Raw genomic sequence first — 26,108 nt, 5'->3', positions numbered from 1 at the left:
AGGGCGACCCGACCCGGCCCGCGCCGCGGCGTTCACTGTATCAAGCTCCGCGCCGGTTCGCGACAGCGTCGGATACCACGGGCAACGCGCCCGGCGCCCCGCGCGGCGGATTAAGATCATATTAACCTTGACGCCGGAATGGGGCGCGCCGGTGGCGCTTGCCCATCGGCGCGCCTTGCGGCAAGGGGAAGGTTCGCCCGTCCCATCGCTCCATACCTTAGACCGGGGTTCCCGAATGCGGGATCGCACGGCCGCACGCCCGTCCGGGCCGCCGGCCACCACCGAACCGTTCTGGCGCACCAAGAGCCTGGACGCCATGTCGCCGTCCGAATGGGAGAGCCTGTGCGACGGCTGCGGCCGCTGCTGCCTGCTCAAGCTCGAGGACGAGGACACCGGCGAGGTCTACCACACGGATGTGGGCTGCACCCTGCTCGACGGGCACGGCTGCCATTGCCGCGACTATCCGCGCCGCCAGAAGCGGGTGCCCGACTGCGTGCGCCTGACGCCGGAGGCCGTGCGCACGATCCCGTGGCTGCCGCCGACCTGCGGCTACCGCCTCGTCCGCGACGGGCAGGACCTGCCCGACTGGCATCCGCTGGTCAGCGGCCGGGCCGCAAGCGTCCACGAGGCCGGCATCTCCATCCGGGGCCGGGTCTCGGGCAACGAGGAGGAGTTCACCGCCGACGAACTCCTGGACCGCATCGTGACCTGGCCGGCCCGCATCCCCGCCACGGAGGACCCCGAGGACTGAGGCCTCGACGGCGTCAGGGCGACAGGGAAAACCGATCGACGTCGCGCAGGAGATCGCGAAAGGCGCGGGCGCCGTGGTCGAGGGCGGCGTGTCCCGCCTCGGCGGTCCCGAGGCGGGCGTCGCCGATGGCCCCGGCCGGGTTGAGGTCGCCGGCCTTCCAGGCGAAGGCGGCGGGGCGCCCGGCGCGCAGGTGCGTGAAGTCGCGCTCCATCGCCAGGGTCCGGGGGGTGAAGTCGGCGATCCGGTCGGTCCGCACCTGCTCGGGGCGGAGCGCCAGCATCAGGGCGGTCTCGACGCCGCCGCCGTGGATGCCGTGCCGGATCTCGGCCTCGGGAAACAGGCCCTCGGGATAGCCGAAGCGGTTCCAGGCGGTGGTGACCGCGACCATGCCGAAGTGCGCGCGCAGGTCCGCCGCCACGAGGTCGATGAGGCCGCTGTTACCGCCATGCGAGGTGACGAGGACGAGCTTGCGGCAGCCGGCCCGGTGGAGTCCGGCGCCGATCTCGCCCCAGGCGGCCAGCGCCGTCGCGGCGGTGAGGCTCAGGGTCCCGGGGAAGGCGTCGTGCTCGTCGGATTTGCCGACCCCCTGCACCGGCAGGACGAGGACGTCGAGGTCGTCGGCCGGCAAGGCCCCGTCATCCCGCAAGGCATGGTCGTCCCACAAGGCCATGAGCCGGGCGAGGTAGCCTTCGGCGATGTCGACATCCGTGGAGAGGGGCAGGTGCGGGCCGTGCTGCTCGATGGCCGCCACGGGCAGCACGGCGACGGCCCGGCGCATGTCCCGGTCCCGGAGGTCATCGGTGGTGAGGTCGGACCATCGACGGATGGGCATCTGGCCTGTCTCCAACGGGGCCGGGCTCGACCGGGCGGATTTCCGCGAAAACCGCCTCCGACCCCGCGACCCGCCCGTCGGCAGCACCTCTCCTATCGGTGAGACCCGCCCCGTCGGCAAGCCCCGCTGCGGTCGGCAAGCCCCGCTCCGGTCGGTAAGCCCCGCTCAAGGCGGCGAGCCCCGCTCCGATTGACGAAGCCGGCTTGGGAGGGCCCGCCGGGTTTCGCCGGGGCGATCGAGCGGGCGCCCGGAGACCGACTCAGCGCGTCCGGCGCATGAGCCAGCCGGTGGCGAAGGCGGCCGCGGCGACGACCAGGAGCGTCGTGCCCCGGTTGTCATCGGCCCGCGCCGCCACGTCCCGGCCGCGCCGGACGGCCTCGTCGCGATAGCCGCGCCCGCGCCGGCGCAGGTCCTCGGCGCGATCCCGGACGTCGCCCGCGATGGCCCGGCCCCGGGTGCGGGCCCCGTCGACGAATTCGGTCCCGTCGCGGTGAAGGTCGTCCGCCGTCTCGCGGGCGCGGCCGTAGCCGTGCTGGAGCGTCCCGGCGACCTGATCCACGGCCCCGTCGATCTGCTGGCGCGGACGGCCGGTGACGGCGCCCAAGGCGGTGCGGCCCCGGCCGCGCAGGGTGCGCAGGCCACCCTCGAACTGATCCCTGTTCATCCTGAAACCTCGCTCGTTCTCCCTCCGGCGACGGACCGGATCTTCCGTCGCCCCGAACTCCGTGCGGCCCTTCCCGGCCGCCCCGAGGGCGTGGGGTCAGATCTTCTTCACGGCATCGGCCGCGCCCTGGGCCGCGTTCTTGATGCCGTCCTTCGCGTCGCCGAAGGTCTTCTGGGCCTCGCCCTTCAGTTCCTGGGCCTTGCCCTCGGCCTGGAGCTTCTCGTTGCCCGTGACGGACCCGACGCCCTGCTTGATGTTGCCGACGGCCTCGTTGGCCAGACCCTTGATCTTGTCCGTCGTGCTGCTCATGGAACGCTCCGAAATTGGGCGCGCGGTCGCGTGCGGCGACCCCCGCCATTGGCCGAGCGAAACGGGGCGGGGCCGGGGAATGTTCCGCCGCGCGGTCCGGCCACCCAGCCCTTTGCTGCGCCGCACGGTCATCTTGCTGCGTTGCAAGAAGAGCGGGCGGAGGAGCATGAACAGGGACCGGCGCTTAAAATTTTTTCTGCCTATGTCCCAAATTTTTCGCAGATGAGAGCAGGCCAAGGCCACGGCAAAGCTGCTTGAATTCAAAATAATTGCGGCTAGAACCGGCGGGCATTACCAAAAGTTGACTCAAGGACAACGCCATGACCGCGCGCACTGCTGCGCCCGTCCCCGGTGGGACCATCGACGCCGCCCCGGCCACGGTCGCCGCGCCTCCGTTCGGCCGCTGGGGCCAGCTCGTCATCGGCGTCATCTGCATGGTGATGATCGCCAACCTGCAGTACGGCTGGACGTTCTTCGTCCCCGACATCCAGAAGAAGTTCGGCTTCGACCGCGCCGCCATCCAGTGGGCCTTCACCCTGTTCGTCCTGTTCGGGGTCATCAACTCCTATGCCGAGACCCTCAACATGTTCTACCTCGGCCAGGTGGTGGCCGGCATCGGCGCCGGCGCCGTCTACGGCACCTGCGTCGGCTCCGCCCTCAAGTGGTTCCCGGACAAGCGCGGTCTCGCCGCCGGCATCACCGCGGCGGGCTTCGGCGCCGGCTCGGCGCTGACCGTCGCCCCGATCCAGTGGATGATCGCCGAGAACGGCTTCCAGGCCGCGTTCTTCAACTTCGGCATCGGCCAGGGCATCATCGTCATGGTGCTGTCGGTGTTCCTGGTCTCCCCGAAGAAGGGGCAGGTCGCCGAGGCCGCGGGCAATGCCAGCGTCGCCCAGACCCGGCGCAACTTCACCCCCGGCGAGGTCGCGCGCCAGCCGATCTTCTGGCTCATGTACTTCATGTTCGTCATCGTCGGCGCCGGCGGTCTGATGATCACCGCCAACCTCAAGCCCATCGCCGCCGATATCGGCGTCGACAAGGTCCCGGTCACGATCATGGGCCTCACCATGGTGGCGATCACGTTTGCCGCCACCATCGACCGCGTCCTCAACGGCCTGACCCGCCCGTTCTTCGGCTGGGTCTCGGACAAGATCGGCCGCGAGAACACCATGTTCATCGCCTTCGCCNGCCACCATCGACCGCGTCCTCAACGGCCTGACCCGCCCGTTCTTCGGCTGGGTCTCGGACAAGATCGGCCGCGAGAACACCATGTTCATCGCCTTCGCCATGGAAGGTTTCGGCATCTACATGCTCTACCTCTGGGGTCACGATCCCCTGTGGTTCGTGCTGCTGTCGGGCTTCGTGTTCTTCGCCTGGGGTGAGATCTACTCCCTGTTCCCCTCGACCTGCACCGACACCTTCGGCACCAAGTTCGCCGCCACCAATGCGGGCCTGCTCTACACGGCAAAAGGCACCGCCGCCCTGCTGGTCCCCGCGGCCAACTACCTGCAGCAGAGTTCGGCGAGCTGGGACGGGGTGTTCCTCGTCGCCGCCGGCGCCAACATCCTCGCCTCGATCCTGGCCATCGCCGTGCTGAAGCCCTGGCGGGCCCGGTACATCGCCCGGAACGCCTGAGACCATGGCCCGCTGGCTGCGCTACACGCATGACGGCCGGGGCGGCTTCGGCCGCCTCGACGGGGACGGCATCGCCGTCCACGACGGCGACCTCTTCGCCGATCCGACGCCCACGGGCGAGACCCTGCCGCTCGCGGCCGTCACCCTCGACATCCCGTGCCGGCCGGGCAAGCTCATCGCCCTGTGGAACAATTTTCACGCGGCGGCGGAGAAGCAGGGGCTCGACCGGCCGCAGGCCCCGCTGTTCTTCGTCAAGCCGCCCAACACCTACCGGGCGGGCGGCGAGACCGTGACGATCCCGGACGGCCTCGGCCGCATCCTGTTCGAGGGCGAGCTCGGCATCGTCATCGGCCGGCGCGGCCGCGACCTCACGCCCGAGGCGGCGGCCGGGCACATCTTCGGCTACACCTGCGTGAACGACGTCACGGCGCTGGAAGTGCTGAAGGCCGATCCGAGCTTCGTGCAATGGACCCGGTCGAAGGGTTTCGACGGGTTCGGCCCGTTCGGCCCGGTCATCGCCACGGGCCTCGACCCGGACGCGCTCTCCGTCGCCGTGCGGGTCAACGGACGCGAGCGCCAGCGCTATCCCCTGGCCGACATGATCTTCAAGCCGCACGAGATCGTCGCCCTGGTCTCGCAGGGCATGACCCTGGAGCCCGGCGACCTCATCGCCTGCGGCACCTCCAACGGAGCCGGCCCGATTCCGAAGGGGGCCACCGTCGAGGTGGACATCGACGGCATCGGAATCCTGTCGAACGCGTTCGCGTGACGGGCCTGACGCACAGACATCAGAGGACAGCCACATGAGCATCGCCATCGTCGGCGCCGGCGCCATCGGCGGATTTTTGGGCGTACGCCTCGCCAATGCGGGCGAAGCCGTCACCTTCATCGCGCGCGGCGCCAACCTCGACGCCATCCGCACCAACGGCATGCGCCTGATCGAGGAGGACGGCTCCGAGATCCACGTGAAGAATCTCCGCGCCACCAAGTCCATGGAAGAGGCCGGCGTGCACGACATCGTGCTGCTGACCGTGAAGGCCCACCAGGTCGGGCCCATCGCCGCCGACCTGCACCACCTCATCGGACCCGACACCATGGTGGTGACCATGCAGAACGGCATTCCGTGGTGGTATTTCTCGGGTGGCCACGGCGGCGACCTGACCGGCACCCACCTGGAGACCGCCGATCCGGGCGGGCTCATCGCAAAACACCTCGACCCGAAGCACGTCATCGGCTCAGTGGTGTATCCGGCCGCCGTGCTCACGGAACCCGGCGTGGTGCAGGTGGTGGAGGGCCACCGCTTCGGCCTGGGCGAACTCGACGGCACCATGAGCCCGCGCGTCCAGTCCCTGGCCCAGCGCCTGATCAAGGCGGGGTTCCGCGCGCCCGTGACCTCGGACATCCGGGCGGAGATCTGGCTCAAGCTGTGGGGCAACCTCAGCTTCAACCCGATCTCGGCCCTCAGCCACGCCACCCTCGTGGACATCTGCCAGTTCCCCGAGACCCGGGCGCTCGCCGCCGACATGATGCGCGAAGCCCAGGAGATCGCGGGCAAGCTCGGGGTCACGTTCAAGCTCGGCATCGAGAAGCGCATCGCCGGGGCCGAGAAGGTCGGCGCCCACAAGACCTCGATGCTGCAGGACGTCGAGGCCGGCCGGCCCATCGAGCTCGAAGCCCTCGTCGGCTCGATCATCGAGCTCGGGCGCCTCACCGACACCCCGACCCCGCATATCGGCACCGTCTACGCCCTGATGCGCCTCCTGTCCCAGAGCCTGGACCGGGCACAGGGACGCCTCTCCATCACGGCCGCCTGAATTTTTCGAGATTTTTCAAGGACACCTTCCATGGCCGAGAACGCCACCACCCTCCACGGCCTGATCCGGGCCGGCGCCGACGAGGCCACCGCCCTGTCGAGCCCCGGCGGCGTGCCCCTGACCTTCGGACGGTTGCGGGCGCTCACGGAGCGGACCATCGCGGACCTCAACCGGCAGGGCATCGGCCGGGGCGACCGCGTCGGCATCGTCCTCGACAACGGCCCCGAGATGGCCGCCGCCTTCATCGCCGTGGCGGCGGGCGCCACCTCGGCCCCCCTCAACCCGAGCTACAAGGCCGACGAGTTCACGTTCTACCTGAACGACCTCAACGCCCGGCTGCTCATCGTCGCCGAAGGCTCCGAGACCCCGGCCGTGGCCGTGGCGGAAAAGCTCGGCGTGCCGGTGGTGCGCCTGCGGCCGACCCCCGGGGAGGGCGCCGGCTCCTTCACCCTGGCGTTCCCGGGCGAGGCGGCCGCGCCCGCCGCCAACGGCGGCCCGGCGGAGCCCGACGACATCGCCCTCGTGCTCCACACCTCGGGCACGACCTCGCGCCCCAAGATCGTGCCCCTGAAGCAGTCGAACGTCTGCGCCTCGGCCCGCAACATCCGGCAGGCGGTGGCGTTCACGGCGGGGGATCGCGGCCTCAACATCATGCCGCTGTTCCACATCCACGGCCTCATCGCCGGCATCCTGGCGCCGCTGTCGGCCGGCGGTCAGGTGTCGTGCACGCCGGGCTTCAACGCCCTGAAGTTCTTCGGCTGGATGGGTGAGGTCCGCCCGACCTGGTACACGGCGGTGCCGACCATGCACCAGGCCATCCTCGGCCGGGCCAACCGCAACAAGGAGGTCATCGAGGCCAATCCCCTGCGGTTCATCCGCTCGTCCTCGTCCTCCATGCCGCCGCAGGTGATGAAGGAGATCGAGGACGTGTTCGGCGCGCCCCTGATCGAGGCCTACGGCATGACCGAGGCCGCCCACCAGATGGCCTCGAACCCCCTGCCCCCGAAGCCCCACTACGCCGGCTCGGTCGGCCTCGCCGCCGGCCCCGAGATCGCCATCGTCGACGACGAGGGCGAGCCGCTCCCCGTGGGCGAGATCGGCGAGATCGTCATCCGCGGCGACAACGTGATGGCGGGCTACGAGAACAACGACAAGGCCAATGCCGAGGCCTTCACCAAGCAGGGCTGGTTCCGCACGGGCGACCAGGGCTCGCTCTCCCCGGAGGGCTACCTGTCGCTCACCGGCCGCCTCAAGGAGATCATCAACCGGGGCGGCGAAAAGATCTCGCCGCGCGAGGTCGACGAGATCCTCATGGACCACCCGGCGGTGTCGCAATGCGTCACCTTCGCCATGCCCCACGACAAGCTCGGCGAAGACGTCGCGGCGGCCATCGTCCTGCGCGAGGGCCAGACCCTGGTGGAGAAGGACCTGCGCAGCTTCGCCCTGGAGCGGCTGGCCGCCTTCAAGGTGCCGGCCAAGATCCTCATCCTCGACGAGATCCCCAAGGGCGCCACGGGCAAGCTCCAGCGCATCGGCTTGGCGCAGAAGCTCGGCCTGGTCTGAGGCGGTTTCCGGCCGATCGGTTCGGTCCGCCGTACCGATCGCCGGGGACGCAGGGCATCGCGGGTCCCCTCCCCTCGAAGGCAGGGCGATGGCAGATGAACCGCGACGGCCCCCCTCTCCTGTTTGGGCTACCGGCTTCACACAACTACGAGTGGGCCGATTCCAAGCAGCGGCAGGCATCCGGATGCGGGCGGGAGGCGCACCGGGGCTCCCTCTCCTGAAAGGAGAGGGTTGGGGTGAGGTGTGTGAACTTTCCGGATAAGTCCCACACCTCACCCTGTCCCTCTCCTTCCAGGAGAGGGGACCTGCGCTGCCCGCGCGTTGGGGGAATGCCGTCACCCGGACGGAGACGGGGCCGGTCGCGGTTCATCTGCGATCGCCCTGCCTGAAAGGAGAGGGGGCCGGTCGCGACCGCTCGATCCGGCGTGATCACCGGATCTGGCATGGCGCAGGGACGCGCCCGGCAAAACCTCAGCCGGCGGCGTCGGGTGGGACGATCAGCAGGGAAAAGTGCGCGCCGGGGCGATCCGTGGCGACGGTGAGCGAGCCGCCGAGCTGGCGGGCGAGGCTGTTGACGATGCGCATGCCGAGGCTCGCGCGGCGCGGCGCGGCGGGATCGAACCCCTCCGGCAGGCCGACGCCGTCGTCGCAGACCGTGAGGCGCAAGCCGCCCTCCGCCGCCCGGGCCGTCACCCGGATCTCGCCGGCGCCGTCCGGATAGGCGTACTTGATGGCGTTGGTCACGAGTTCGTTGACGAACAGGCCGAGGGGGATCGCGAGGTCGGCGGGGATGTTCACCGTCTGCGCCCGGCAGACGAGGCCGTGGGCCGGCGCGCTCTCCTGCAGCTTGGCGCACAGGGCCTCGAGGAAGCCGGCGACGTCGATGGCCTCGAGGCTCGGCTGGCGCCAGAGCTGGTCGTGGACCTGGGCCACGGCCTCGACCCGGGTGCGGGCATCGGCGAGGGCCGCCTTGACGTCCTCGTTGTCGGAGCCCCGGGCCTGGAGCCCGAGGAAGCCGGCCACCACCGCGAGGCTGTTCTTCACCCGGTGGCTCATCTCCCGGGACAGCAGCTCCTGGCGCTCCACGGCGGCCTTGAGCCGGGCCTCGGCGCGCTGGCGCTCGATGGCGCCGCCGACGAGGTTGGCGAAGCCCTGCATGAAGGCGATGTCCGCCTCCTCGAACTGGCCCTCGCGGGTGTCGTCCACCTCCAGCACGCCGTAATTGCCGTCGCGGTTGGCGATGAGCACGTTGATGGCCCGGCGGATGCCGTGGTCGGCCATGAGCTTCGGGGTTCGGAACCGTGTCTCGTCCTGCAGGTGATTCGAGATCACCGGCCGCCCGGTCTTGAGGGCGTAGCCCGCCGGCGAGGCGAGATCGGCCCCGACGACGGCCGTGCCGACGGCATCGGCGTTCCAGCCGACACCGGCGCAGACGAGGAGGCAATCCTGATGCGGCTTGTACTCCAGCGCCTTGCAGAACTCGGCCTCCATGCCCTCGGCGCAGAGCTCGGTGGCGCGCTGGAGCAGGGGCAGCAGCTCGGTGGCCCGCAGGGCCTCGACGCCGAAATCGGACAGGATCGCCTGCTGGCGCAGGCGGATCGCCAGGGCCTTGGGGGCGAGTTCGGGCATACGCTTGGGATTCCGTGGGTCGGCGTGGCACTCGGGCTCCTTCTTGCGGCGCCCGGCGGCGGCTCGCAAGTGCGCGGCGTCTCACGACGGCGCGGTGCCACGCCCGCCGCGGCGCCGCGCGTCCGCCGATTCGGGGTCCGGGGCTCAGATCTCGATCTCGGTGCCGACCTCCACGAGCTGGCGCGTCGGCACGCAGAAATGCGCGCCGGTGCGCTCGGCGTTGCGCAGGAGGAAGGCGAACAGCCCCTCCCGCCAGTCGGCCATGCCGCGGTCGTCGCTCTTCGGGATGATGGTCTCGTGGCCGATGAAGATCGTGAGATCGTCGAGCCATTCCGACGGGAGCTTGCCGGCCTGGACGGCGCAGGCCAGCCCCTCGGGGATCGAGGCATCCTCCATGAAGCCGTAGCGCAGGGTGAGCCGGGTGATGTCGGGCGTCACGGCCGAGACCTCGGCGCGGTGCTCGCGCGGCACCACGGGCGCTTCCTCGTAGAAGGCGGTGACGATGAGGATGCGCTTGTGCAGGGCGTGGCTGCGCTCGACGAAGCGCGACAGGTGGAGCGGGATGCCGGAGGTCGCCGAGGACAGGAAGGCGGCGCGGCCCGGCAGGGTCAGGGGCGGGTCACGGCGCAGCTGCGCCAGGAACTCGTCTTCCGGCTGGCGCAGGCCGACCCGCGCCGCCTCCACCAGCCCGGTGCCCTTGCGCCAGGTCAGCATCAGGAACGCCACCAGCCCGGCGAGCAGGAGCGGAAACCAGCCGCCCTCGAACAGCTTCACGCTGTTGGCCCCGAGGAAGACGAGGTCGATGGCGAGGAAGAACCCGTTGAGCGCGAAGACCGCCACGGGGTTGTAGCCCCATTTCAGCGCCACCAGGGCGGCCAGCAGGGTGGTGATGGCCATGAGCGACGACACGGCGATGCCGTAGGCGCCGGCCAGCGCGTCGGAGGTTCCGAAGATGAGCACGGCGCTCACCGTGGCGGCGGCGAGGAGCCAGTTCACCACCGGCACGTAGATCTGCCCGCGCTCGTGACGCGCCGTGTGGACCACCCGCATGGGCGGCAGGAACCCGAGCTGGATCGACTGCTGGGTCAGCGAGAACGCGCCCGAGATGATCGCCTGCGAGGCGATGACGGTGGCGAGGGTCGCCAGACCGATGAGCGGGTAATGCGCCCAGTCGGGGCTGAGCCGGTAGAACGGGTTCTCGATGGCGTCGGGCTCGGCGAGCAGCAGGGCGCCCTGCCCGAAATAGTGGATCACCAGGGCCGGCAGCACGGGGCCGAACCACGAGACGCGGATCGGCCCGGCGCCGAAATGCCCGAGATCGGCGTACATCGCCTCGCCGCCGGTCACCGCCAGGAAGGCGGCGCCCAGCATGGCGAAGCTGACGTGCCAGCCGGCATGGAGCAGGAAATCCACGGCGCGCAGGGGGTTCACCGCCCCGAGGATCTGCGGGGCGTGGACGATGCCGCCGAGGCCCATCAGGGCCAGGACGACGAACCAGACCAGCATCACCGGCCCGAAGATGCGCCCGATGAAGGCGACGCCCTTGCTCTGGACCAGGAACAGCCCGACCAGGATCGCCAGGGTGATGGGCACGACGAAGCGCGACAGGCCGGGGGCATCGACCTTCAGGCCCTCCACCGCGCTCAGGACCGAGATGGCCGGGGTGATGGCCCCGTCGCCGTAGAGCAGCGCCGCGCCGACGAGGCCGACCACGAGGAGCACCGCCTGCCACGAGCCGGGCTTGGCGTGGCGGGCGCCGAGCAGCGCCAGCATGGCGACGATGCCGCCCTCGCCCCGGTTGTCGGCGCGCAGGATCAGCACGGCGTACTTGATGGAGACGATGAGGATCAGCGCCCACAGGATCAGCGACACCGCGCCGGTGACGGCGATGGGCGTCGGCGGGGCGCCGGCACTCGCCGCCCGCACGGCCTCCTTGAAGGCGTAGAGCGGGCTGGTGCCGATATCGCCGTAGACGATGCCGAGGGCGCCGATGAGCACGGCCGGGCGCGCGAGGCCCCGCCCGGTCCGGATCTGATCTTGGGACCGAGGCTGATCTTGGGACAAGGATTGATCTCCGGCCGGGCGCCTCGGCGACGCTTCTTCCGCGACGAGGTAGGGGATCACGGGCCCGCGTCCAGGGATGAAAGGCGGCGCAGGAACGTGCCGGACGCGGCCGGTCCTCAGGCCTCCGCCCGGATCAGGGTGGCGAGATCGTCCGGGCAGGCGCCGCCGCGCGCGATCGCGTGGACCGGGACGGCGACGTGGCGGCGGATGGCGGCGGCCACGGTTTCGAGGGGCGTCGGCGCGTCCGCGCTCTCGCAGACCACGAGGCCGCGCAGGGGAACCCCGCGATGGCGCAGGGTCTCGGCTGCCGTCAGGGCGTGGCTGATGGCGCCGAGATAGGAGCCGGAGACGAGGAGCGCCGGCACGGCCAGGGCCTCGAGCCAGTCGAGGCCGGTGTGCTCGGCGGTGACCGGGCTCATGAGTCCGCCGACGCCCTCGATGAGCAGGGTGGCGCCCGGCGGCGCCGCGGCGATCTCGGCCCGGCAAAAGGCGACGAGGTCGGCGAGCGCCAGGGTGCGGCCCTCGCGGGCGGCGGCGAGATCGGGGGCGAGGGGGGCGCGGAAGCGCCAGGGCGAGCAGGCGGCGACGCTGTCCTCCGTCACGGCGAGCCCCTGCGCCGCCAGCAGGATCGCCGTGTCGCTGAGGGCAAACGCGGGGTCCGCCACGGCCGGCACGCCGCTGGCGACGGGTTTCAGGGTGCGGACCGCGTGCCCCTGCGCCCGCAGGCGGCGCGTCAGGGCGGCGGTGACGTAGGTCTTGCCGATCTCGGTCCCGGCGCCGGCGATGAAGACGGTGCCGCTCACGTCTCGACCCGGCTCACGTCTCGACGCAGCTCACTTCTCGACGCGGCTCATTTCTCGACGAACGCCTTCTCGATGACGTAGTGGCCGGCCTCGCCGTGGTTGCCCTCGACGTAGCCGCCGCTGGTCAGCAATTCGCGGGTGTCGCGGATCATGTCCGGGCTGCCGCACAGCATGAAGCGGTCGTTCTCCACCGACATCATCGGCAGGCCGATATCCGCGAACAGCTTGCCGGAGGTCATCAGGTCGGTGATCCGGCCGCGGTTGCGGAACGGCTCGCGGGTCACGGTGGGATAGTAGATCAGGCCGGCGGAGATCACCTCGCCGAGGAATTCGTGGTTCGGCAGGGCTTCCGTGATGGTCTCGCCGTAGGCGAGTTCCTGCACCTGCCGGCAGCCGTGGACGAGCACGACCTTCTCGAAGCGCTCGTAGGTCTCCGGGTCCTTGATGATCGACATGAACGGGGCGAGCCCCGTGCCGGTGCCGAGCAGGTAGAGATTCTTGCCCGGCATCAGGTTGTCGAGCACCAGGGTGCCGGTGGGCTTCTTGCCGACCATGATCGGGTCGCCGACCTTGAGGTGCTGGAGCTTGGAGGTCAGGGGCCCGTTGGCGACCTTGATGGAGAAGAACTCGAGCTCTTCCTCGTAATTGGCCGAGACCACCGAATAGGCGCGCAGGAGCGGGCGGCCCTCCACCTCGATGCCGATCATCACGAACTCGCCGTTGCGGAAGCGGAACGCGGGATCGCGGGTGGTGCGGAAGGAGAACAGGGTGTCCGTCCAGTGGTGGACGGAGAGCACGCGCTCCTCGTTGAACTTACTCATCGCCGGGTCCGTCTCAAACTCTTCGTGCGCGTCTTGGCCGTCAGCGGGGTCTTTTCGCACCTGCGGCACGCCCGTCAAGGCATAGCAGGCGCGCACGCGGAAAAAGCCCCAACTGTCTGGAATCGCTCTTGTGTCTGGAATCACTCCTGGGGCCGTGCCCGAGGGGCGGGTCGGCCTCCGCGTCATCGCAGAGCCCTCCCGGGGGCAGCGCCGCGGCCGGCGATCCGGATACGCGCCGATCGCGCCCCGCGACGATCCGGGGCGAGGCGCGGCGGGGGAGGTTTCCCGAAGGCCCCGTGCCGTCCCGCGTGAGATCATAGGCCGCACCGACCGCCGCAGGGCTGCATGGGCGGACACGGCGTCACGACCGTACCGGGTTCGAAGGGACCGGGCACGGTCGTCGGGCGTCAGGCGGCCCGGACCGTATGGAGGAACTTCTGGACCTCCCCGCTCAGCCGTTCGGCCTGCCGCGCGAGTTCCGACGAGGCGGTGAACACCTGGCTCGCGCCGGCTCCGGTTTCCTGGGCCGCCCGGGCGACGCCGGTGATGTTGGCGCTGACCTCGCCCGTTCCGATCGAGGCCTGCGTCACCGAGCCGGCGATCTCCCGGGTCGCGGCATCCTGCTGTGCGACGGAGGCGGCGATGACGGAGGCCGTCTCGTCGATCCCCTGGATCGTCGAGGAAATCCCGTCGATGGCGCTGGCCGCCTGACGGGTCGAGGACTGGATCGCCGTGATCTTCGCGGAGATTTCCGTCGTCGCCTTGGCCGTCTGGTTGGCGAGTTCCTTCACCTCCGACGCGACCACGGCGAAGCCGCGTCCCGCCTCGCCGGCCCGCGCCGCCTCGATCGTCGCGTTGAGGGCGAGGAGATTCGTCTGACCGGCGAGATTGGAGATCAGGTTCACGACATCGCCGATGCTGGAGGCGACCTCGCGGAGTTCCGCCACCGCCAGCGCGGTCTGCTCCGCCTCGCGGACGGCGGCGGCGGTCATGTCCGCCGAGCGGGCGACCTGGCGGCCGATCTCCGCCACAGAGGTCCCGAGCTCTTCCGCCGAACCCGCCACGGACGCGACGTTGGCCGAGGCTTCCTCCGCGGCCGCCAGGACGGCGCTCGACTGCGCCGCCGTTTCCTCCGCGGACGCCGTCAGCTGCGAGGCGGTGGCCTGCATCTCGGTGGCGGCAGCCGACACCATGCTGACGATCCCGCCGACCGCCGCCTCGAACTCGTCGGCCAGGACACGCATGCCGGCCTTGCGCTCGGTCTCCGTCCGGAGACGCAGGTGTTCGGTCTCCGCCTCGAGGGCGCGGTTGCGGATCATGCCGTCCTTGAAGACCTGGACCGCCGCCGCCATGGCGCCGAGCTCGTCCCGACGGGTCTGGTCCGGGATCGCGGCCTCGGTGTCGCCCCGGGCCAGGCGGTTCATGGCGTCCGTCATCCCGCGTATCGGGCGGGCGACCATCATCAGGGAGAAGAGACCCGACCCGCCCTGAATCAGGATCGCCACCAGGCCGATCACGAGTCCCAGCAGGGTGGCGGTCTCCACGGCCCCCGTCGACGACCGACGGGCTTCGTCGGTGAAATGCTGGGCATTGGCGAGGGACTGGTCGATGGCGACCATCACCCTTTTGCGGGCGGCCATCCGCTCGGCCGCGACGGCAGCCAGGGCGGCCTCGTCGGCTCTCTTGCGCCCCTGGTCGAAGGTGATGGTGTTCGCCGTCCTGACGGCGAGGTCCGTGAACTGCTCCAGGGCGGCGTCGATCTCCTTGAGGACATCGGGTTTCATCGCGATGCGGATCGGTGTCTTGAGCCCCTCCCGCGCCGACACGAAGCTCGTCCGAATCCGGTCGACGGCCTCCCCGTGGAGCTTCTCCGTGTCGGCCAGGCGCGCGTCGCGGAAAGCGATCTGGCTCTGAGCCAGGAGGAGCTGCGCGTTCTTGATCCCGTCGAGGATCGTCTGTTCGCGACCGACGGCCTCCATCGAATGGGTAATCCGCTGGTTGCCGAGCCATTGATTGGCGACCATTCCCATCGCCAGAACGATCCCAACACTCGAGAGAACGCCTAACTTCTTCGCGATCGACAATCTCAACATGATTCAGCCCGATCTCCAGCATGATGGGAGGCGCGGGCGGCGGCATCGCTCGTCCCGACTGAAGACTTTATCGTCCTCATCGTCGGTATATCAAAGACGGATTAAAAACCCCTTAAATACAGACCCGTGCCGCGTGACTCCTATAGTTATAAGACTCATTGAAGATTTGATAAATTCGAAGGTCAGAGCGGTTTCAGCCCCGCCTCGATCTCGGCGCGGCGGCCTTCGAGGAACGGCGGCAGGGCGAGGTGCTGCCCCAGGGTCTCCAGGGGCTCGTCGGCGGTGAAGCCGGGGCCGTCCGTGGCGATCTCGAACAGGATGCCGTTGGGCTCGCGGAAGTACAGGCTCTGGAAGTAGAACCGGTCGATGGGGCCGCTCGTCGGCATGCGCTTCGCCTTGAGGCGATCGGCCCAGGCCGCGTAGTCCGCGTCGGGGATGCGGAAGGCGACGTGGTGGACGGCCCCCGCCCCCTGGCGGGCCGGCGGCCCGTCGGGCTGCGACAGGAGGTGGAGCTCGGCGGCCGGGCCCCCCTCTCCCGGCTTTCCCTGCCCCATGCGCCAGACCCGGACCGCGCCCTCCGGCAGGTCGTAGGTGCGGTCGTGGCGCATGCCCAGGACCTCGGTCAGCACCGCCTCCGTCCGCTCCACCTGCGCCACGGCGAGGCGGATCGGCCCGAGGCCGCGGATCTGGTGCTCGGCCGGCACGGGGCTGCCCGCCCAGGGATGGGCCGGACCGGCGCCGCCATCGTCGACGAGCATGAAGCGCTGGCCCTCGGCATCCTCGAAGTCGAGGCTGAGGCGGCCGTCGCGCTCGACCGGACCCGCATGGGCGACGCCCTCCCGGGCGAGGTGCTCCCGCCACCAGTCGATGGCCCCGGCGCCCGCCACGCGCAGGCCCGTGCGGGTGATGCTGTTGGTGCCGCGCCGCTCCAGGGGCGCCGGCCAGTCGAAGAACGTCACGTCCGTGCCGGGCGAGGCGAGGCCGTCGGCGTAGAACAGGTGGTAGGCCGAGACGTCGTCCTGGTTCACCGTCTTCTTCACCAGCCGCAGGCCGAGGGTGCGGGTGTAGAACGCCGCGTTGTCGGGGGCCCGCGCCGTGATGGCGGTGAGGTGGTGGATTCCGGTGAGGTGCATCGGGCGGTTCCGGCCTGTGACGCCATGGGGATGGACGTCAGATGGGGGCGGCGCCCGGGAATGACAAAGCCGTGCGCCCCCTGGCCCGGCGCGCCCGTCGCGATAGGTCGGAGGCGTCCCCCACCCGGAGCCATCGATGCCGCACCTTCTCTACGTCGAAGCCTCGCCCCGCAAGGACCGCTCCGCCTCCATCGCGGTGGCGCACGCCTTCCTCGACGCCTGGACGGCCCGCCACCCGGACGGCACCATCGACACCCTGGACGTGTGGAACACCGACCTGCCCGAGTTCGACGGCGAGGCCCTGGCCGGCAAGTACGCGGCGCTCGCGGGCGAGGCCCCGAGCCCGGCCCAGGACGAGGCGTGGACCACGATCCGCGCCCTCGCCGGGCGCTTCCAGGCCGCCGACCTCATGGTGTTCGGCGTGCCCATGTGGAACTACACGATCCCGTACCGGCTCAAGCACCTGTTCGATCTCGTGTCGCAGAAGGACCTGCTGTTCAGCTTCGACGAGCGCGGCCAGAACGGCCTGCTCACCGCGAAAGCCGTGGTGATCAACGCCCGCGGCGTCGCCATCGGGGCAGATTTCCCGGCGGAGATCTACGACCACCAGTCGACCTACATGGCGACCTGGCTGCGCATGGTCGGCATCACGCACGTGCATCAGATCCTGGTGGAGAAGGGCCTGATGGGCGCCGACCTCGACCGGGAGTCGCGGGCGAGGGGCCGGGCCGAGGCCGAGGCCCTGGCGGCGACCCTATAAGACTAACTCCACTTGATCGCTTCGGATCGAGTGATCGCACCAGGGCTCCCTCTCCTGGAAGGAGAGGGTTGGGGTGAGGTGTGGGACCTATTCGGAGAGTTCGCACACCTCACCCTGTCCCTCTCCTTTCAGGAGAGGGGACCCGTGCTGCCCTCTGTCTTTCAGCAGTCGGCCGATTCGACCGAACGGATCGGTCAAAACGCGCACAAGACTTGGCGTCAGAACGCGCCGGCGAGGAGGCCGAGGCCGGCGGCGGCGAGGGCCGCCCCGGCGACCCGCAGGGCCGGGCCCGTCGTGCGGTGCGCCGCCGCGAGGCCGAGGCCGAGGCCGGCGGCGTGCAGGAGCGCGGTGGCGGCGAGGAAGCCGAGGCCGTAGGCGAGGCCCGAGGCGGCGCCCGGCATCTCGGCACCGTGGGCGAGGCCGTGGAACACCGCGAAGGCGCCGACGAGGCCCATGGCCCCGGCCACGGGCGGTACGGCGCCGAGGGCCAGGACGGCCCCGAGGACGACGACGGACAGGGCGATGCCAGTCTCGACATGGGGCAAGGTCAGGCCGGCGGCCCCGGCCGCGCCGCCGAGTGCCATCATGGCGAGGAAGGACGCCGGCACGAGAAGCAGCGCCCGCCCGCCGATCCGCGCCGCGATGAGCCCCACGGCCACCATGGCGAGGACGTGGTCGAGGCCACCGAGGGGGTGGAGGAAGCCCTGGGCCAGGCCCCCGGCCAAGCCCCCGGCCTCATGGCCCGGATGGGCCCAGGCGGGCGTGGCGATCACGAGTGCGAGGGGCAGGATCGCCGCGCGGGCGAGGAGCGTCGGCAGGGCAGAGGGCATCCGGATGTCCCGAGAGCGGTGGCAGGCGGCGGCACTGTAGCAACCGCCATGCCCCGGGGGCACCCCCGGACGAGGTCCTACCAAACGTGGTCGATGGCTCGGGATCGATTGGTTGCTACCGGCTCACGCTCTTTCCCGGCGGGGCGATCGCAGATGAACCGCGCCCGGCCCCCTCTCCTGTTTGGGAGAGGGTTGGGGTGAGGGTCGTGGACTCTCCGAAAAGTTCGCACACCTCACCCCAGCCCTCTCCTTCCAGGCTACCGGATTCACACAACTGCGAATGGGCCGATTCCATGCAGCGGCAAGCATCCGGATGCGGGCGGGAGGCGCACCGGGGCTCCCTCTCCTGGAAGGAGAGGGTTGGGGTGAGGTGTGTAGACTTTCCGAAAAGGTCCCACACCTCACCCTGTCCCTCTCCTTCCAGGAGAGGGGACCCGTGCTACCCGCGAGATGTGTGAATGCCGTAGCCTTCCAGGCAGGGCGATCGCAGAGGATGGCCGCGGTCTGAAGCCGCCGCAGAAGGGGCTGTTGAAGAAGCGGAGGCCCCGGTGCGCATCCCCTCGCCCCGCCTGCGGGGAGAGGGACGCGCCTCCCCCCTGCCGGGGAGCGCGTCGAGGCGGCAGCCGAGGGTGAGGGGGCGAATCCGTGTGAGACTCGTCCGGAATCGCCCCCTCACCGTCGCTGCGGCTCCGCCTGCGCTCGCCGCAGGCACGACGGGGTGCCTGCGGCCCTCTCCCCGCAGGCGGGGAGAGGGGGATGCGCACCTGCGTTCTGCACGAAGGGGCAAGGGCCGACCCAACGCATGCACCCATCTGCGCTTCCCCCGCCTTCCGGGAGACGGGATCCGCGATTCACCACCTCCTGAGCGCCCCGCAAGAGGGAGCGAGCGCGCAGGCACCGGATCAGAAACCCGTGGGCCGGCCGGCGGCCACGACGAGCATTTTTCCGTCGGCGAAGGTGCGGGCGCCGGCGCGGCGGATGTCGGCCTGGGTGACGTTGGCGACGAGGTTGTTGCGCCGGGCGATGTAGTCCATGCCGAGGCCCTCGAAGGCAATCTGGGCGAGCTGGTGGGCGATCTTCGTCGAGGTGTCGAAGCCGAGCGCATAGGAGCCGGTGAGGTAGTCCTTGGCCTTCTGCAGTTCCTCGTCGGACGGACCCTCGGCGATGAGGCGGCCGATCTCATCGCCGATGACCGAGAGGGCCTCGCCAACGCGCTCGTTCTTGGTGGCGGTGTAGCCCCAGGTCATGGCCGAGGCGCGGTGGCTGACCAGGGACGTGCCCACCGAATAGGCGAGGCCGCGCTTCTCGCGCACCTCCTGGAACAGGCGCGAGGTGAAGGAGCCGCCGCCGAGGATGTGGTTGAGCACGTAGGCCGGGATGAAGTCGGGGTCGCGCCACGGCACGCCGCCCATGCCGAAGCGCAGGACCGATTGCGGCACGTCGATATCGACGACGTGGCGGTGGCCGAGGTTCTGAACCTGCGTCTGCGGCACCGCCGTGAGGGGGGCGGCGAGGTCGAGGCGGCCGAAGGCGCGCTCGAGGGCGTCGGCGAGGCGGGCGGCGTCGATGGCGCCCACGGCCGCGACCTTGACGGCGCCGCGGCCGACGAGCTTGCGGTGCATGGCCACGAGGTCGTCGCGGGTGATGGCGGCGATGCTCTCGGGCGTGCCCGACGACGGCCGGGCGTAGGGATGGCCGGCATAGGCCTCGGCGAAGAAGCGGCGCGAGGCCATCACGCCGGGGTCGTTCTGCTGGTAGCGCAGGCCCGCCAGGGTCTGGGCCCGCACCCGCTCGATGGCGTCGGGGTCGAGGCGGGGCTTGGCAAGGGCCAGCGCCAGGAGGTCGATGGCCTCGTCGGCGTGCTTGACCAGCATCTTGAGGGAGCCGCCCAGGGCATCGGCGCCGGCGTGGAACGACAGCTCGATGGCGCGGGCGGCCAGGCGCTCCTGGAACGCGTCGGAGACCAGATCCCCGGCGCCCTCGTCGAGGAGGCGGGCCAGCATCTGGGCGACGCCGGCCTTGCCTTCGGGGTCCTGCGCCGCGCCGCCCTCGAAGGTGAAGGCCAGGGCGATGAGGGGCACCACCTGGGATTCGACGTGCCAGGCCTCGATGCCGGCGGCGGTGGCGACGGGCACGGCCTGCGTCGGCGAATTGGCCGGGCGGTTGGCGGTGTCGACCAGTTGGGGAGCCATGGTCATGGGAACCTCGTTGTTCTGGGCCGGGCCCGGCGCGCGCGTCGCGCCACGGCCCCGAAATCCGGGCGGAGCGCCTATCAGGCGTCGGCGTCGCGGGATTTGGTGAGATAGCCGGTGACGGAGCGCTGCGGGACGAGGTAGCGCTCGGCCACGGCCGCCAGGCGCGCCTGGGTCACGCCCTCGATGTCGGACGGCCAGCGCCGCACCTCCTCGATGGTCTCGCCGATGGCCAGCGCCGAGCCGTAGATGCGGGCGAGCGACGACTGGCTGTCCGACGAATAGACCGTCTCGGCGACGAGGCGGGTTTTGGCCCGCTCGATGGCCTCGGCGTTCAGGGCCTCGGACGGCGCCCGGCGCAGGACCCGGTCGACCTCTTCCTCCAGCTTCTCCAGGCTGATCCCCTCGGCCGGGATCGCGTAGACGGAGAAGCGGGTGTCGTCGATGGCTGAGCCCATGTACCAGGCGCCGGCATTCACGGCGACGCCGAGCTCCATGACCAGCTTGCGGTAGAGGTACGAGGTCGAGCCCCCGCCCATCACCTCGGCCAGGAGTTCGAGGGCGTGGCACTCGCCGTCGCGCGCGGTGATGCAGGACGGCGTCAGGTAGAGCCGCTGCAGGGTCGGCTGCTCGACCTTGGGGTCGGCCACCGCGAGGCGACGCAGGGCCTTCGGCTCGGGCTCCCGGGCCCGCACCCGCACGGGGCGGGCGCCCTGGGGGGTGACGCGGCCGTAGGTGGCGTCGGCCATGCGGCGGACGTCGTCGGGGGTCACGTCACCAGCCACCACCAGGATGGCGTTCTCGGGGGTGTAGAAGCGCTTGTAGTAGTCGAGGGCGTGGGTGCGGTTCAGGTCCTCGATCTCGTGCATCCAGCCGATGATCGGCGTGCCGTAGGGGTGGTGCACGAACAGGGAGGCGGCCATGGCCTCGGAGAGCTGGGCGGAGGGGTCGGTCTCGACCCGCATGCGGCGCTCCTCCAGCACCACGTCGCGCTCGGGCGCCACCACGGCGTCGTCGAGGACGAGGCCGGTCATGCGGTCGGCCTCGAATTCCATCATGGTCTGGAGATGGTCGCGGGCCACCCGCTGGAAATAGGCGGTGTAGTCGTAGCTCGTGAACGCGTTCTCCTGGCCGCCGAGGCCTGAGACCGCCTTCGAGAAGGCGCCGACGGGGTGCCGCTCGGTGCCCTTGAACATGAGGTGCTCGAGGAAGTGGGCGATGCCGGACTGGCCCTGAGGGTCGTCGGCCGAGCCGTTGCGGTACCACACCATGTGGGTGACTACGGGCGCCCGGTGATCCGGCACCACGACCACGTCGAGGCCGTTGTCGAGGGTGAAGGCACCGACATCGGGACCACCGGCCTCGGAACGCCCGAACGGGGCGGATTCGGCGCGGCCGGCGCTGGCATGGCGGCGTGTGGGACCGAGAAGCGGAACGTCCTTCCGGAACAGATGCATCGAAGAGCTTTCCTTCAGCGTTCGGCCCGCGCGGGACCGTCCGTCTCGTTGAGCGTCACACGGAGGTCCGGCACCCGCCGCAACGGCCGGGCCAAACGCGTGAACCGGCCGGAGGCCGGCGAAGACTTCAGTTCCGGTTGCGGATATAGGCACCCGGATCGGCTTCCTCGCGCTCGCGCGAGGGATTGTTGACGGGGTCGCCGTTCGACTTGGCGACCTTGCGGGGCGGCTTGCGGTAGCCGGTGGGCGGATCGGTCAGCACGTCGCGGTCGGGCTCCACCAGGGACGGCTCGACCACCGCGTCGGAGCGCAGGCCGAAGGGGTTCGACCAGAACGAGTTGCGGTCGGCGGTCTCGCCCTCGGGACGGCCCGGCTCCGTGCGCACCTGCGCGTCGGCCCGGCGTCCGCCCCGCATCTCGTCGATGGACAGGGTCATGTTGTTGTCGTCCATGCGCCCCTGGGCGCCGCGGACGATGGGCTTGCGGGCCTCGACGCGCTCGCGCTCGCGCTGGGCGATCTCCGGGTCCTTCGGCCATTGCGGCGAGGCCTCGGCCTTGCGCGGCGGCGGCAGGGCCTTGCCATCGAATTTCGGCGGCATCACCAGGGGGGCGCGCTCGCGGTAGGTGATGGCCGGCTTCTCCGGCTCGATGAGGCCGATGTTGCTCAGCGCGTCGCGCATGAACACGCCCTGCTGGGCCTGGGCGGCGCCAGGGCCGGCGAGGATGCCCGCGCCTGCGAGAAGGCCCGTCACCAAGGTGCCCGTCACGGAGTAGAGGAACCCACGTTGTCCGATCATGCCGCCCCCGATGCCCGTCCGGTCGTCGCGCCCGGTCCCGGGCTCGAATGGTCGCGTTCGAGACGCGGTCCTGATCCGGCTTCGAACGCCTGACCCCGGTTTCGGGCGATCGTATGGCGCCTTGGCCGCAGGGCGCCAGTGTCGGGCCGACAACGATCCCGGATGTGGTTTACGCATCACACGTCCGGACTGAGGGGGACGGCCGGCGATTCAGGCCTGCGGCGTGGTGGCCTTGCCACGCAGGTCCGGCAGCAGGCTGTCGAGGACGAGGCCGACGACGCCCGCGACGATGGCGGCGTCGGCGACGTTGAACACGTACCAGGACCAGCTGCGCCAGTGCAGGTGCACGAAGTCGAACACCGCGCCATACGCCGCCCGGTCGATGGCGTTGCCGATGGCGCCGCCGGCGACGAGGCCGAGGGAGACGGCGAGCAGCCGCGTCGGCACGCGCCACATCCACGCCACGAGGCCGGCGGCCGCCAGCACCGAGACGGCGACGAGGACCCAGCGCCCGACCCCGCCCTCCTGCTGGAACAGGCCGTAGGACACGCCCCGGTTCCACACCACGAGGAACTCGGCGAACGGCGCCACGGGCCAGGGCTGGGTCAGGACGAGGTCGGTGCCGAAATAGAGCCAGAGCTTCGACGCCTGATCGAGGACCAGGGTGGCGAGCAGGCCGGCGAGGCCGAGGCGGAAGGGAGTCATCGGATCGTTCGCATGGCGGTACGGGTGGCTCCGGCGTTCCCCTCCCCGCAAGGGGGAGGGGAGGCTCACACCGACGTGGGGGGAGTCGGCCTCACGCGACGGCACCGTGGGCGGCGTCCCACTCGCGCAGGGCCCGGGCGTCGCGGGGGGTGACGTCGGGATAGGCCGGGTCCGCGCCGACATCGGTGGTGACCCGCCAGGACCGGGCGCATTTGCGCCCCTCCGCCGGGGCCGGGACCACGGCGACGCCGCGGACGTCGTCGAGGCGGAAGGCGTCCGCCGGACCCTCGCCGGATTCGATGCGGATCGCGGAGGTGATGCACACCTCGGCAAAATCGATCCCGTCGAGGGCGGCCAGCAGATCCGCGTCGGCGATGGACACCACCGGCGCCGCCTCCAGGCTCGCGCCGATGCGCTTGGCGGCCCGCTCGATCTCGAGGGCGCCGGTGACGACCCGGCGGACTTTTCGGACGTTCTGCCAGCGCGCGGCCAGGGCCGCGTCGCGCCAGGCGGCGGGCGTTTCCGGCAGGGTCTGCAGGTGCACCGATCCGGTCTCCGACGGATAGCGGTCGAGCCAGGCTTCCTCCGCCGTGAAGGCGAGGACGGGGCTGAGCCAGATCGTCACCCGGCGGAAGGTCTCGTCGATGACCTGCAGGGCGGCCCGGCGGGTCGGCGACGAGATCGGATCGCAGTAGAGCGCGTCCTTGCGCACGTCGAAGTAGAACGCCGAGAGGTCGCCGGTCATGAAGCCGTTGAGCAGGGCCACGACGCGCTTGAGGTCGAAGGTCGCGTAGGCCTCGCGGATCTCGCCATCGAGCTCCGACAGGCGGTGCCGGATCAGGCGCTCGAGCTCGGGCAGCTCCGCGTGCGGGATTTCGGGGCCGGGCTCGAAATGCGCTAGCGAGCCGAGCATCCAGCGGAGCGAGTTGCGCAGCTTGCGGTAGGTCTCCGCGAAGGTCTTGATGATCTCCGGGCCGATGCGGAGGTCGTCGGTGTAGTCGGAAGCGGCGACCCACAGGCGCAGGATGTCGGCGCCCGAATCCTTGATGATGTTCTGGGGTGCTACGACGTTGCCCTTGGATTTGGACATCTTCAGGCCCTTGGGGTCGAGGACGAACCCGTGGGTGAGGACGATGTCGTAGGGGGCCCGCCCCCGCGTCCCGCTCGACTCCAGCAACGACGACTGGAACCAGCCGCGATGCTGGTCGGAGCCTTCGAGGTACATCACCGTGTCGGCGCCGCCGTCGCGCTTGCGCACGACGCCGGACAGGCCCGGGAACTGCTCCGCGTCGTCGAGGACGAAGGCGTGGGTCGAGCCGGAATCGAACCAGACGTCGAGGACGTCCGTGACCTTTTCGTACTCGGCCGGATCGTGGTCGGGCGCCAGGAAGCGGGCGCCGTCCGCATCGGTGAACCAGGCATCGGCACCTTCCGCCTGGAAAGCCTCGGCGATGCGGGCGTTAACGCCCTCGTCGCGCAGGACCTCGTGGGTGCCGCGCTTCACGAACACCGTGATGGGCACGCCCCAGGCGCGCTGGCGCGACACCACCCAGTCGGGGCGGTTGCCGACCATGCCGTTGATGCGGTTTTTTCCCTGGGGCGGCACCCACTGGGTGTCGTCGATGGCCTGGAGCGCCGTCTCGCGCAGGGTACGGTTACCCAGCGACTCCACCGGCCGGTCCATGGCGATGAACCATTGCGGCGTATTGCGAAAAATCACCGGCTTCTTCGAGCGCCAGGAATGCGGATAGCTGTGCTTGAGGGTGCCGCGCGCCACCAGGGTGCCGGCCTCGGTCAGGGCCGCGATGATCGCCTTGTTGGCGTCGCCCTTCTCGCCCTTGTGGTTAAGAACGAGTTTTCCCGTGAAACCGGGCGCGTCCCCGGTGAGCGCGCCGTCGGCGTCCACGGTGTAGGGGATGCGGGTGTCGATGCCGCGGTCCGTGAGTGCCCGGCCGTTGGCCATCCAGACCTCGAAATCCTCGCGGCCATGGCCCGGCGCCGTGTGGACGAAGCCGGTGCCAGCTTCGTCGGTGACGTGGTCGCCGTCGAGGAGGGGGACGGGGAAGTCGTAGCCGGGGACGTGGCCGGCCAGGGGATGCGCCAGGGTCAGACCGGCGAGTTCGGCCGGGGTCACGTCGCGCAGGCGCTCGAAGCCCTCGACGCGGGCGGCGGCGAAGACCGAGGCCGCGAGGGTGTCGGCGAGGAGATAGCTGTCGCCGACCTTGGCCCAGTTCTCGTCGGCCGCGGCGGTCACCCGGTACAGGCCGTAGGCGACGCGCTTCGAGTAGGCCACGGCGCGGTTGCCCGGCATGGTCCAGGGCGTGGTGGTCCAGATCACCACGCGGGCCGCGGCCAGGTCCCCGGCCGCACCGGCGGTGGGCCGGAACGCCGCGAAGATGGTGTCGCTGACGACGTCCTCGTACTCGACCTCGGCCTCGGCCAAAGCCGTCTTCTCGACCACGGACCACATCACCGGCTTCGAGCCGCGATAGAGCTGGCCCGACGTCGCGAATTTCATGAGTTCGCGGGCGATGGTGGCTTCGGCCGGGAACGTCATGGTGGCGTAGGGGTGGTCCCAGTCGCCGGTGACGCCGAGGCGCTTGAATTCGGCGCGCTGGGTGTCGAGCCACTGGCCGGCGAAGGCGCGGCATTCCTGGCGGAATTCGAGGACGGGCACGTCGTCCTTGTTGCGGCCCTTGGCGCGGTACTGTTCCTCGATCTTCCACTCGATGGGCAGGCCGTGGCAGTCCCAGCCCGGCACGTAGTTGGCGTCGAAGCCGAGCGCCCCCTGGGCCCGGACGATGCAGTCCTTGAGGATCTTGTTCAGCGCCGTGCCGATGTGGATGTTGCCGTTGGCGTAGGGGGGGCCGTCGTGCAGCACGAACTTGGCCCGGCCAGCGGCCTGCGCCCGGATCCGGCCGTAGAGGTCGGTGGCGGCCCAGCGCTCCAGCAGCACGGGCTCGCGCACGGGGAGACCGGCCCGCATGGGGAAGTCGGTCTGCGGCAGGAACAGGGTTTTCGAGTAGTCGCGGGCCGGCGCGGCGGCGGACTCTGTGGGATCGCTCATGGGTCTCTGTCGGTCTGGGCGCTTCAAGCGGGGGCGGTCCGTGGGGACCGGCGGCGGAAGGGGCAATCGCGTGCCCTCCCGGCCCCCGCCGAGGCGCACGCCGCGGCGGCCCTCAGACGGAGGCCGGGCCTGTAATTCGCAGGCGGCCGGGGCGCAGGTCCGGGCCGCGCGGATCGGCATCAGCGCACAT

General features: G+C 70.5%; 21 protein-coding genes and 1 pseudogene. 7 read left to right on the top strand and 15 right to left on the bottom strand.

Features of this window, described 5'->3' with window-relative positions:
• Window positions 1-235 precede the first annotated feature (235 nt).
• Window positions 236-751 (top strand): YcgN family cysteine cluster protein, encoded by a 516-nt coding sequence (locus tag ASF28_RS09750; protein WP_056090786.1) that lies wholly within the window; start codon window positions 236-238, stop codon window positions 749-751.
• A gap of 13 nt (window positions 752-764) precedes the next feature.
• On the opposite strand, the gene ASF28_RS09745 is transcribed toward ASF28_RS09750, so the two are convergent.
• From ASF28_RS09745 to ASF28_RS09735, 3 genes are all read right to left on the bottom strand, one after another.
• Window positions 765-1,583, bottom strand: coding sequence for a creatininase family protein (locus ASF28_RS09745; RefSeq protein ID WP_056090783.1), 819 nt, complete (start codon window positions 1,581-1,583; stop codon window positions 765-767).
• A gap of 259 nt (window positions 1,584-1,842) precedes the next feature.
• Window positions 1,843-2,247 carry a CsbD family protein gene (locus tag ASF28_RS09740; RefSeq protein WP_056090781.1) on the bottom strand — a complete coding sequence of 135 codons (405 nt, stop codon included), beginning with the start codon at window positions 2,245-2,247 and terminating at the stop codon, window positions 1,843-1,845.
• A 96-nt stretch (window positions 2,248-2,343) separates the two neighbouring features.
• The gene (locus ASF28_RS09735) at window positions 2,344-2,556 is read right to left on the bottom strand and encodes a CsbD family protein (RefSeq protein ID WP_056090778.1); all 213 of its coding nucleotides are present in this window, start codon (window positions 2,554-2,556) and stop codon (window positions 2,344-2,346) included.
• Window positions 2,557-2,876: 320 nt separating this feature from the next.
• Here ASF28_RS09735 and ASF28_RS23280 point away from each other — a divergent pair.
• The 5 genes and pseudogenes from ASF28_RS23280 to ASF28_RS09715 form a co-directional block, all read left to right on the top strand.
• A pseudogene (locus ASF28_RS23280) lies at window positions 2,877-3,743 on the top strand (MFS transporter); the annotation flags it as partial.
• A 1-nt stretch (window position 3,744) separates the two neighbouring features.
• The coding region (locus ASF28_RS23275; protein ID WP_244474940.1) for an MFS transporter at window positions 3,745-4,191 on the top strand (447 nt) is incomplete at its 5' end.
• A gap of 4 nt (window positions 4,192-4,195) precedes the next feature.
• Complete coding sequence (locus ASF28_RS09725; protein WP_056090774.1) at window positions 4,196-4,960, top strand: fumarylacetoacetate hydrolase family protein; 765 nt, start codon at window positions 4,196-4,198, stop codon at window positions 4,958-4,960.
• Between the two features lie 34 nt (window positions 4,961-4,994).
• A complete protein-coding gene (locus ASF28_RS09720; RefSeq protein WP_056090771.1) occupies window positions 4,995-6,005 on the top strand; it encodes a ketopantoate reductase family protein in 1,011 nt (336 codons plus the stop codon).
• Between the two features lie 30 nt (window positions 6,006-6,035).
• Window positions 6,036-7,568 carry an acyl--CoA ligase gene (locus ASF28_RS09715; protein ID WP_056090768.1) on the top strand — a complete coding sequence of 511 codons (1,533 nt, stop codon included), beginning with the start codon at window positions 6,036-6,038 and terminating at the stop codon, window positions 7,566-7,568.
• Between the two features lie 471 nt (window positions 7,569-8,039).
• On the opposite strand, the gene ASF28_RS09710 is transcribed toward ASF28_RS09715, so the two are convergent.
• From ASF28_RS09710 to ASF28_RS09685, 6 genes are all read right to left on the bottom strand, one after another.
• Window positions 8,040-9,197: a sensor histidine kinase gene (locus ASF28_RS09710; RefSeq protein WP_056090766.1), complete on the bottom strand. Its 1,158-nt coding sequence runs from the start codon at window positions 9,195-9,197 to the stop codon at window positions 8,040-8,042.
• Window positions 9,198-9,341: 144 nt separating this feature from the next.
• The gene (locus ASF28_RS09705) at window positions 9,342-11,261 is read right to left on the bottom strand and encodes a KUP/HAK/KT family potassium transporter (protein WP_082476088.1); all 1,920 of its coding nucleotides are present in this window, start codon (window positions 11,259-11,261) and stop codon (window positions 9,342-9,344) included.
• A gap of 116 nt (window positions 11,262-11,377) precedes the next feature.
• Window positions 11,378-12,064: a dethiobiotin synthase gene (bioD, locus tag ASF28_RS09700; protein ID WP_056090763.1), complete on the bottom strand. Its 687-nt coding sequence runs from the start codon at window positions 12,062-12,064 to the stop codon at window positions 11,378-11,380.
• 47 nt (window positions 12,065-12,111) lie between these two features.
• Complete coding sequence (locus ASF28_RS09695; RefSeq protein WP_056090760.1) at window positions 12,112-12,885, bottom strand: ferredoxin--NADP reductase; 774 nt, start codon at window positions 12,883-12,885, stop codon at window positions 12,112-12,114.
• 407 nt (window positions 12,886-13,292) lie between these two features.
• Window positions 13,293-14,909: a methyl-accepting chemotaxis protein gene (locus ASF28_RS09690; protein ID WP_082476087.1), complete on the bottom strand. Its 1,617-nt coding sequence runs from the start codon at window positions 14,907-14,909 to the stop codon at window positions 13,293-13,295.
• Window positions 14,910-15,160: 251 nt separating this feature from the next.
• Window positions 15,161-16,111 (bottom strand): ring-cleaving dioxygenase, encoded by a 951-nt coding sequence (locus ASF28_RS09685; RefSeq protein WP_056090757.1) that lies wholly within the window; start codon window positions 16,109-16,111, stop codon window positions 15,161-15,163.
• Between the two features lie 136 nt (window positions 16,112-16,247).
• Between ASF28_RS09685 and ASF28_RS09680 the strand changes: the two genes are divergently transcribed.
• Window positions 16,248-16,871, top strand: coding sequence for an FMN-dependent NADH-azoreductase (locus ASF28_RS09680; protein ID WP_056090754.1), 624 nt, complete (start codon window positions 16,248-16,250; stop codon window positions 16,869-16,871).
• 218 nt (window positions 16,872-17,089) lie between these two features.
• Here the strand turns inward: ASF28_RS09680 and ASF28_RS09675 are convergent, their stop codons facing one another.
• From ASF28_RS09675 to ileS, 6 genes are all read right to left on the bottom strand, one after another.
• Window positions 17,090-17,701, bottom strand: a complete 612-nt coding sequence (locus ASF28_RS09675; RefSeq protein WP_056090751.1) for a HupE/UreJ family protein — start codon at window positions 17,699-17,701, stop codon at window positions 17,090-17,092.
• 902 nt (window positions 17,702-18,603) lie between these two features.
• Window positions 18,604-19,899, bottom strand: a complete 1,296-nt coding sequence (locus tag ASF28_RS09670; RefSeq protein ID WP_082476086.1) for a M16 family metallopeptidase — start codon at window positions 19,897-19,899, stop codon at window positions 18,604-18,606.
• A gap of 74 nt (window positions 19,900-19,973) precedes the next feature.
• Window positions 19,974-21,350, bottom strand: a complete 1,377-nt coding sequence (locus ASF28_RS09665; RefSeq protein WP_056090747.1) for a M16 family metallopeptidase — start codon at window positions 21,348-21,350, stop codon at window positions 19,974-19,976.
• A 127-nt stretch (window positions 21,351-21,477) separates the two neighbouring features.
• Window positions 21,478-22,146 (bottom strand): hypothetical protein, encoded by a 669-nt coding sequence (locus ASF28_RS09660; RefSeq protein WP_056090744.1) that lies wholly within the window; start codon window positions 22,144-22,146, stop codon window positions 21,478-21,480.
• A gap of 210 nt (window positions 22,147-22,356) precedes the next feature.
• Window positions 22,357-22,851 carry a signal peptidase II gene (gene lspA / locus ASF28_RS09655; protein ID WP_056090741.1) on the bottom strand — a complete coding sequence of 165 codons (495 nt, stop codon included), beginning with the start codon at window positions 22,849-22,851 and terminating at the stop codon, window positions 22,357-22,359.
• Between the two features lie 91 nt (window positions 22,852-22,942).
• Window positions 22,943-25,918 carry an isoleucine--tRNA ligase gene (gene ileS / locus ASF28_RS09650; RefSeq protein ID WP_056090739.1) on the bottom strand — a complete coding sequence of 992 codons (2,976 nt, stop codon included), beginning with the start codon at window positions 25,916-25,918 and terminating at the stop codon, window positions 22,943-22,945.
• Window positions 25,919-26,108 lie beyond the last annotated feature (190 nt).

The organism is Methylobacterium sp. Leaf99 (assembly GCF_001422375.1).
Taxonomy (GTDB): domain Bacteria; phylum Pseudomonadota; class Alphaproteobacteria; order Rhizobiales; family Beijerinckiaceae; genus Methylobacterium.
The sequence above is the reverse complement of the archived record's forward strand: the minus strand, read 5'-3'. Positions and strand labels throughout refer to the sequence as shown.

What these genes read in the sequence shown, in the direction of transcription:
- ASF28_RS09695 (WP_056090760.1), bottom strand. Translation starts at nt 12,885, where the DNA reads ATGAGTAAGTTCAACGAGGAGCGCGTGCTCTCCGTCCACCACTGGACG.
- ASF28_RS09710 (WP_056090766.1), bottom strand. Translation starts at nt 9,197, where the DNA reads ATGCCCGAACTCGCCCCCAAGGCCCTGGCGATCCGCCTGCGCCAGCAG.
- ASF28_RS09715 (WP_056090768.1), top strand. Translation starts at nt 6,036, where the DNA reads ATGGCCGAGAACGCCACCACCCTCCACGGCCTGATCCGGGCCGGCGCC.
- ASF28_RS09740 (WP_056090781.1), bottom strand. Translation starts at nt 2,247, where the DNA reads ATGAACAGGGATCAGTTCGAGGGTGGCCTGCGCACCCTGCGCGGCCGG.
- ileS (WP_056090739.1), bottom strand. Translation starts at nt 25,918, where the DNA reads ATGAGCGATCCCACAGAGTCCGCCGCCGCGCCGGCCCGCGACTACTCG.
- lspA (WP_056090741.1), bottom strand. Translation starts at nt 22,851, where the DNA reads ATGACTCCCTTCCGCCTCGGCCTCGCCGGCCTGCTCGCCACCCTGGTC.
- ASF28_RS09665 (WP_056090747.1), bottom strand. Translation starts at nt 21,350, where the DNA reads ATGCATCTGTTCCGGAAGGACGTTCCGCTTCTCGGTCCCACACGCCGC.
- ASF28_RS09750 (WP_056090786.1), top strand. Translation starts at nt 236, where the DNA reads ATGCGGGATCGCACGGCCGCACGCCCGTCCGGGCCGCCGGCCACCACC.
- ASF28_RS09690 (WP_082476087.1), bottom strand. Translation starts at nt 14,909, where the DNA reads ATGGTCGCCAATCAATGGCTCGGCAACCAGCGGATTACCCATTCGATG.
- ASF28_RS09685 (WP_056090757.1), bottom strand. Translation starts at nt 16,111, where the DNA reads ATGCACCTCACCGGAATCCACCACCTCACCGCCATCACGGCGCGGGCC.
- ASF28_RS09680 (WP_056090754.1), top strand. Translation starts at nt 16,248, where the DNA reads ATGCCGCACCTTCTCTACGTCGAAGCCTCGCCCCGCAAGGACCGCTCC.
- ASF28_RS09670 (WP_082476086.1), bottom strand. Translation starts at nt 19,899, where the DNA reads ATGACCATGGCTCCCCAACTGGTCGACACCGCCAACCGCCCGGCCAAT.
- ASF28_RS09725 (WP_056090774.1), top strand. Translation starts at nt 4,196, where the DNA reads ATGGCCCGCTGGCTGCGCTACACGCATGACGGCCGGGGCGGCTTCGGC.
- ASF28_RS09675 (WP_056090751.1), bottom strand. Translation starts at nt 17,701, where the DNA reads ATGCCCTCTGCCCTGCCGACGCTCCTCGCCCGCGCGGCGATCCTGCCC.
- ASF28_RS09735 (WP_056090778.1), bottom strand. Translation starts at nt 2,556, where the DNA reads ATGAGCAGCACGACGGACAAGATCAAGGGTCTGGCCAACGAGGCCGTC.
- ASF28_RS09660 (WP_056090744.1), bottom strand. Translation starts at nt 22,146, where the DNA reads ATGATCGGACAACGTGGGTTCCTCTACTCCGTGACGGGCACCTTGGTG.
- ASF28_RS09745 (WP_056090783.1), bottom strand. Translation starts at nt 1,583, where the DNA reads ATGCCCATCCGTCGATGGTCCGACCTCACCACCGATGACCTCCGGGAC.
- ASF28_RS09720 (WP_056090771.1), top strand. Translation starts at nt 4,995, where the DNA reads ATGAGCATCGCCATCGTCGGCGCCGGCGCCATCGGCGGATTTTTGGGC.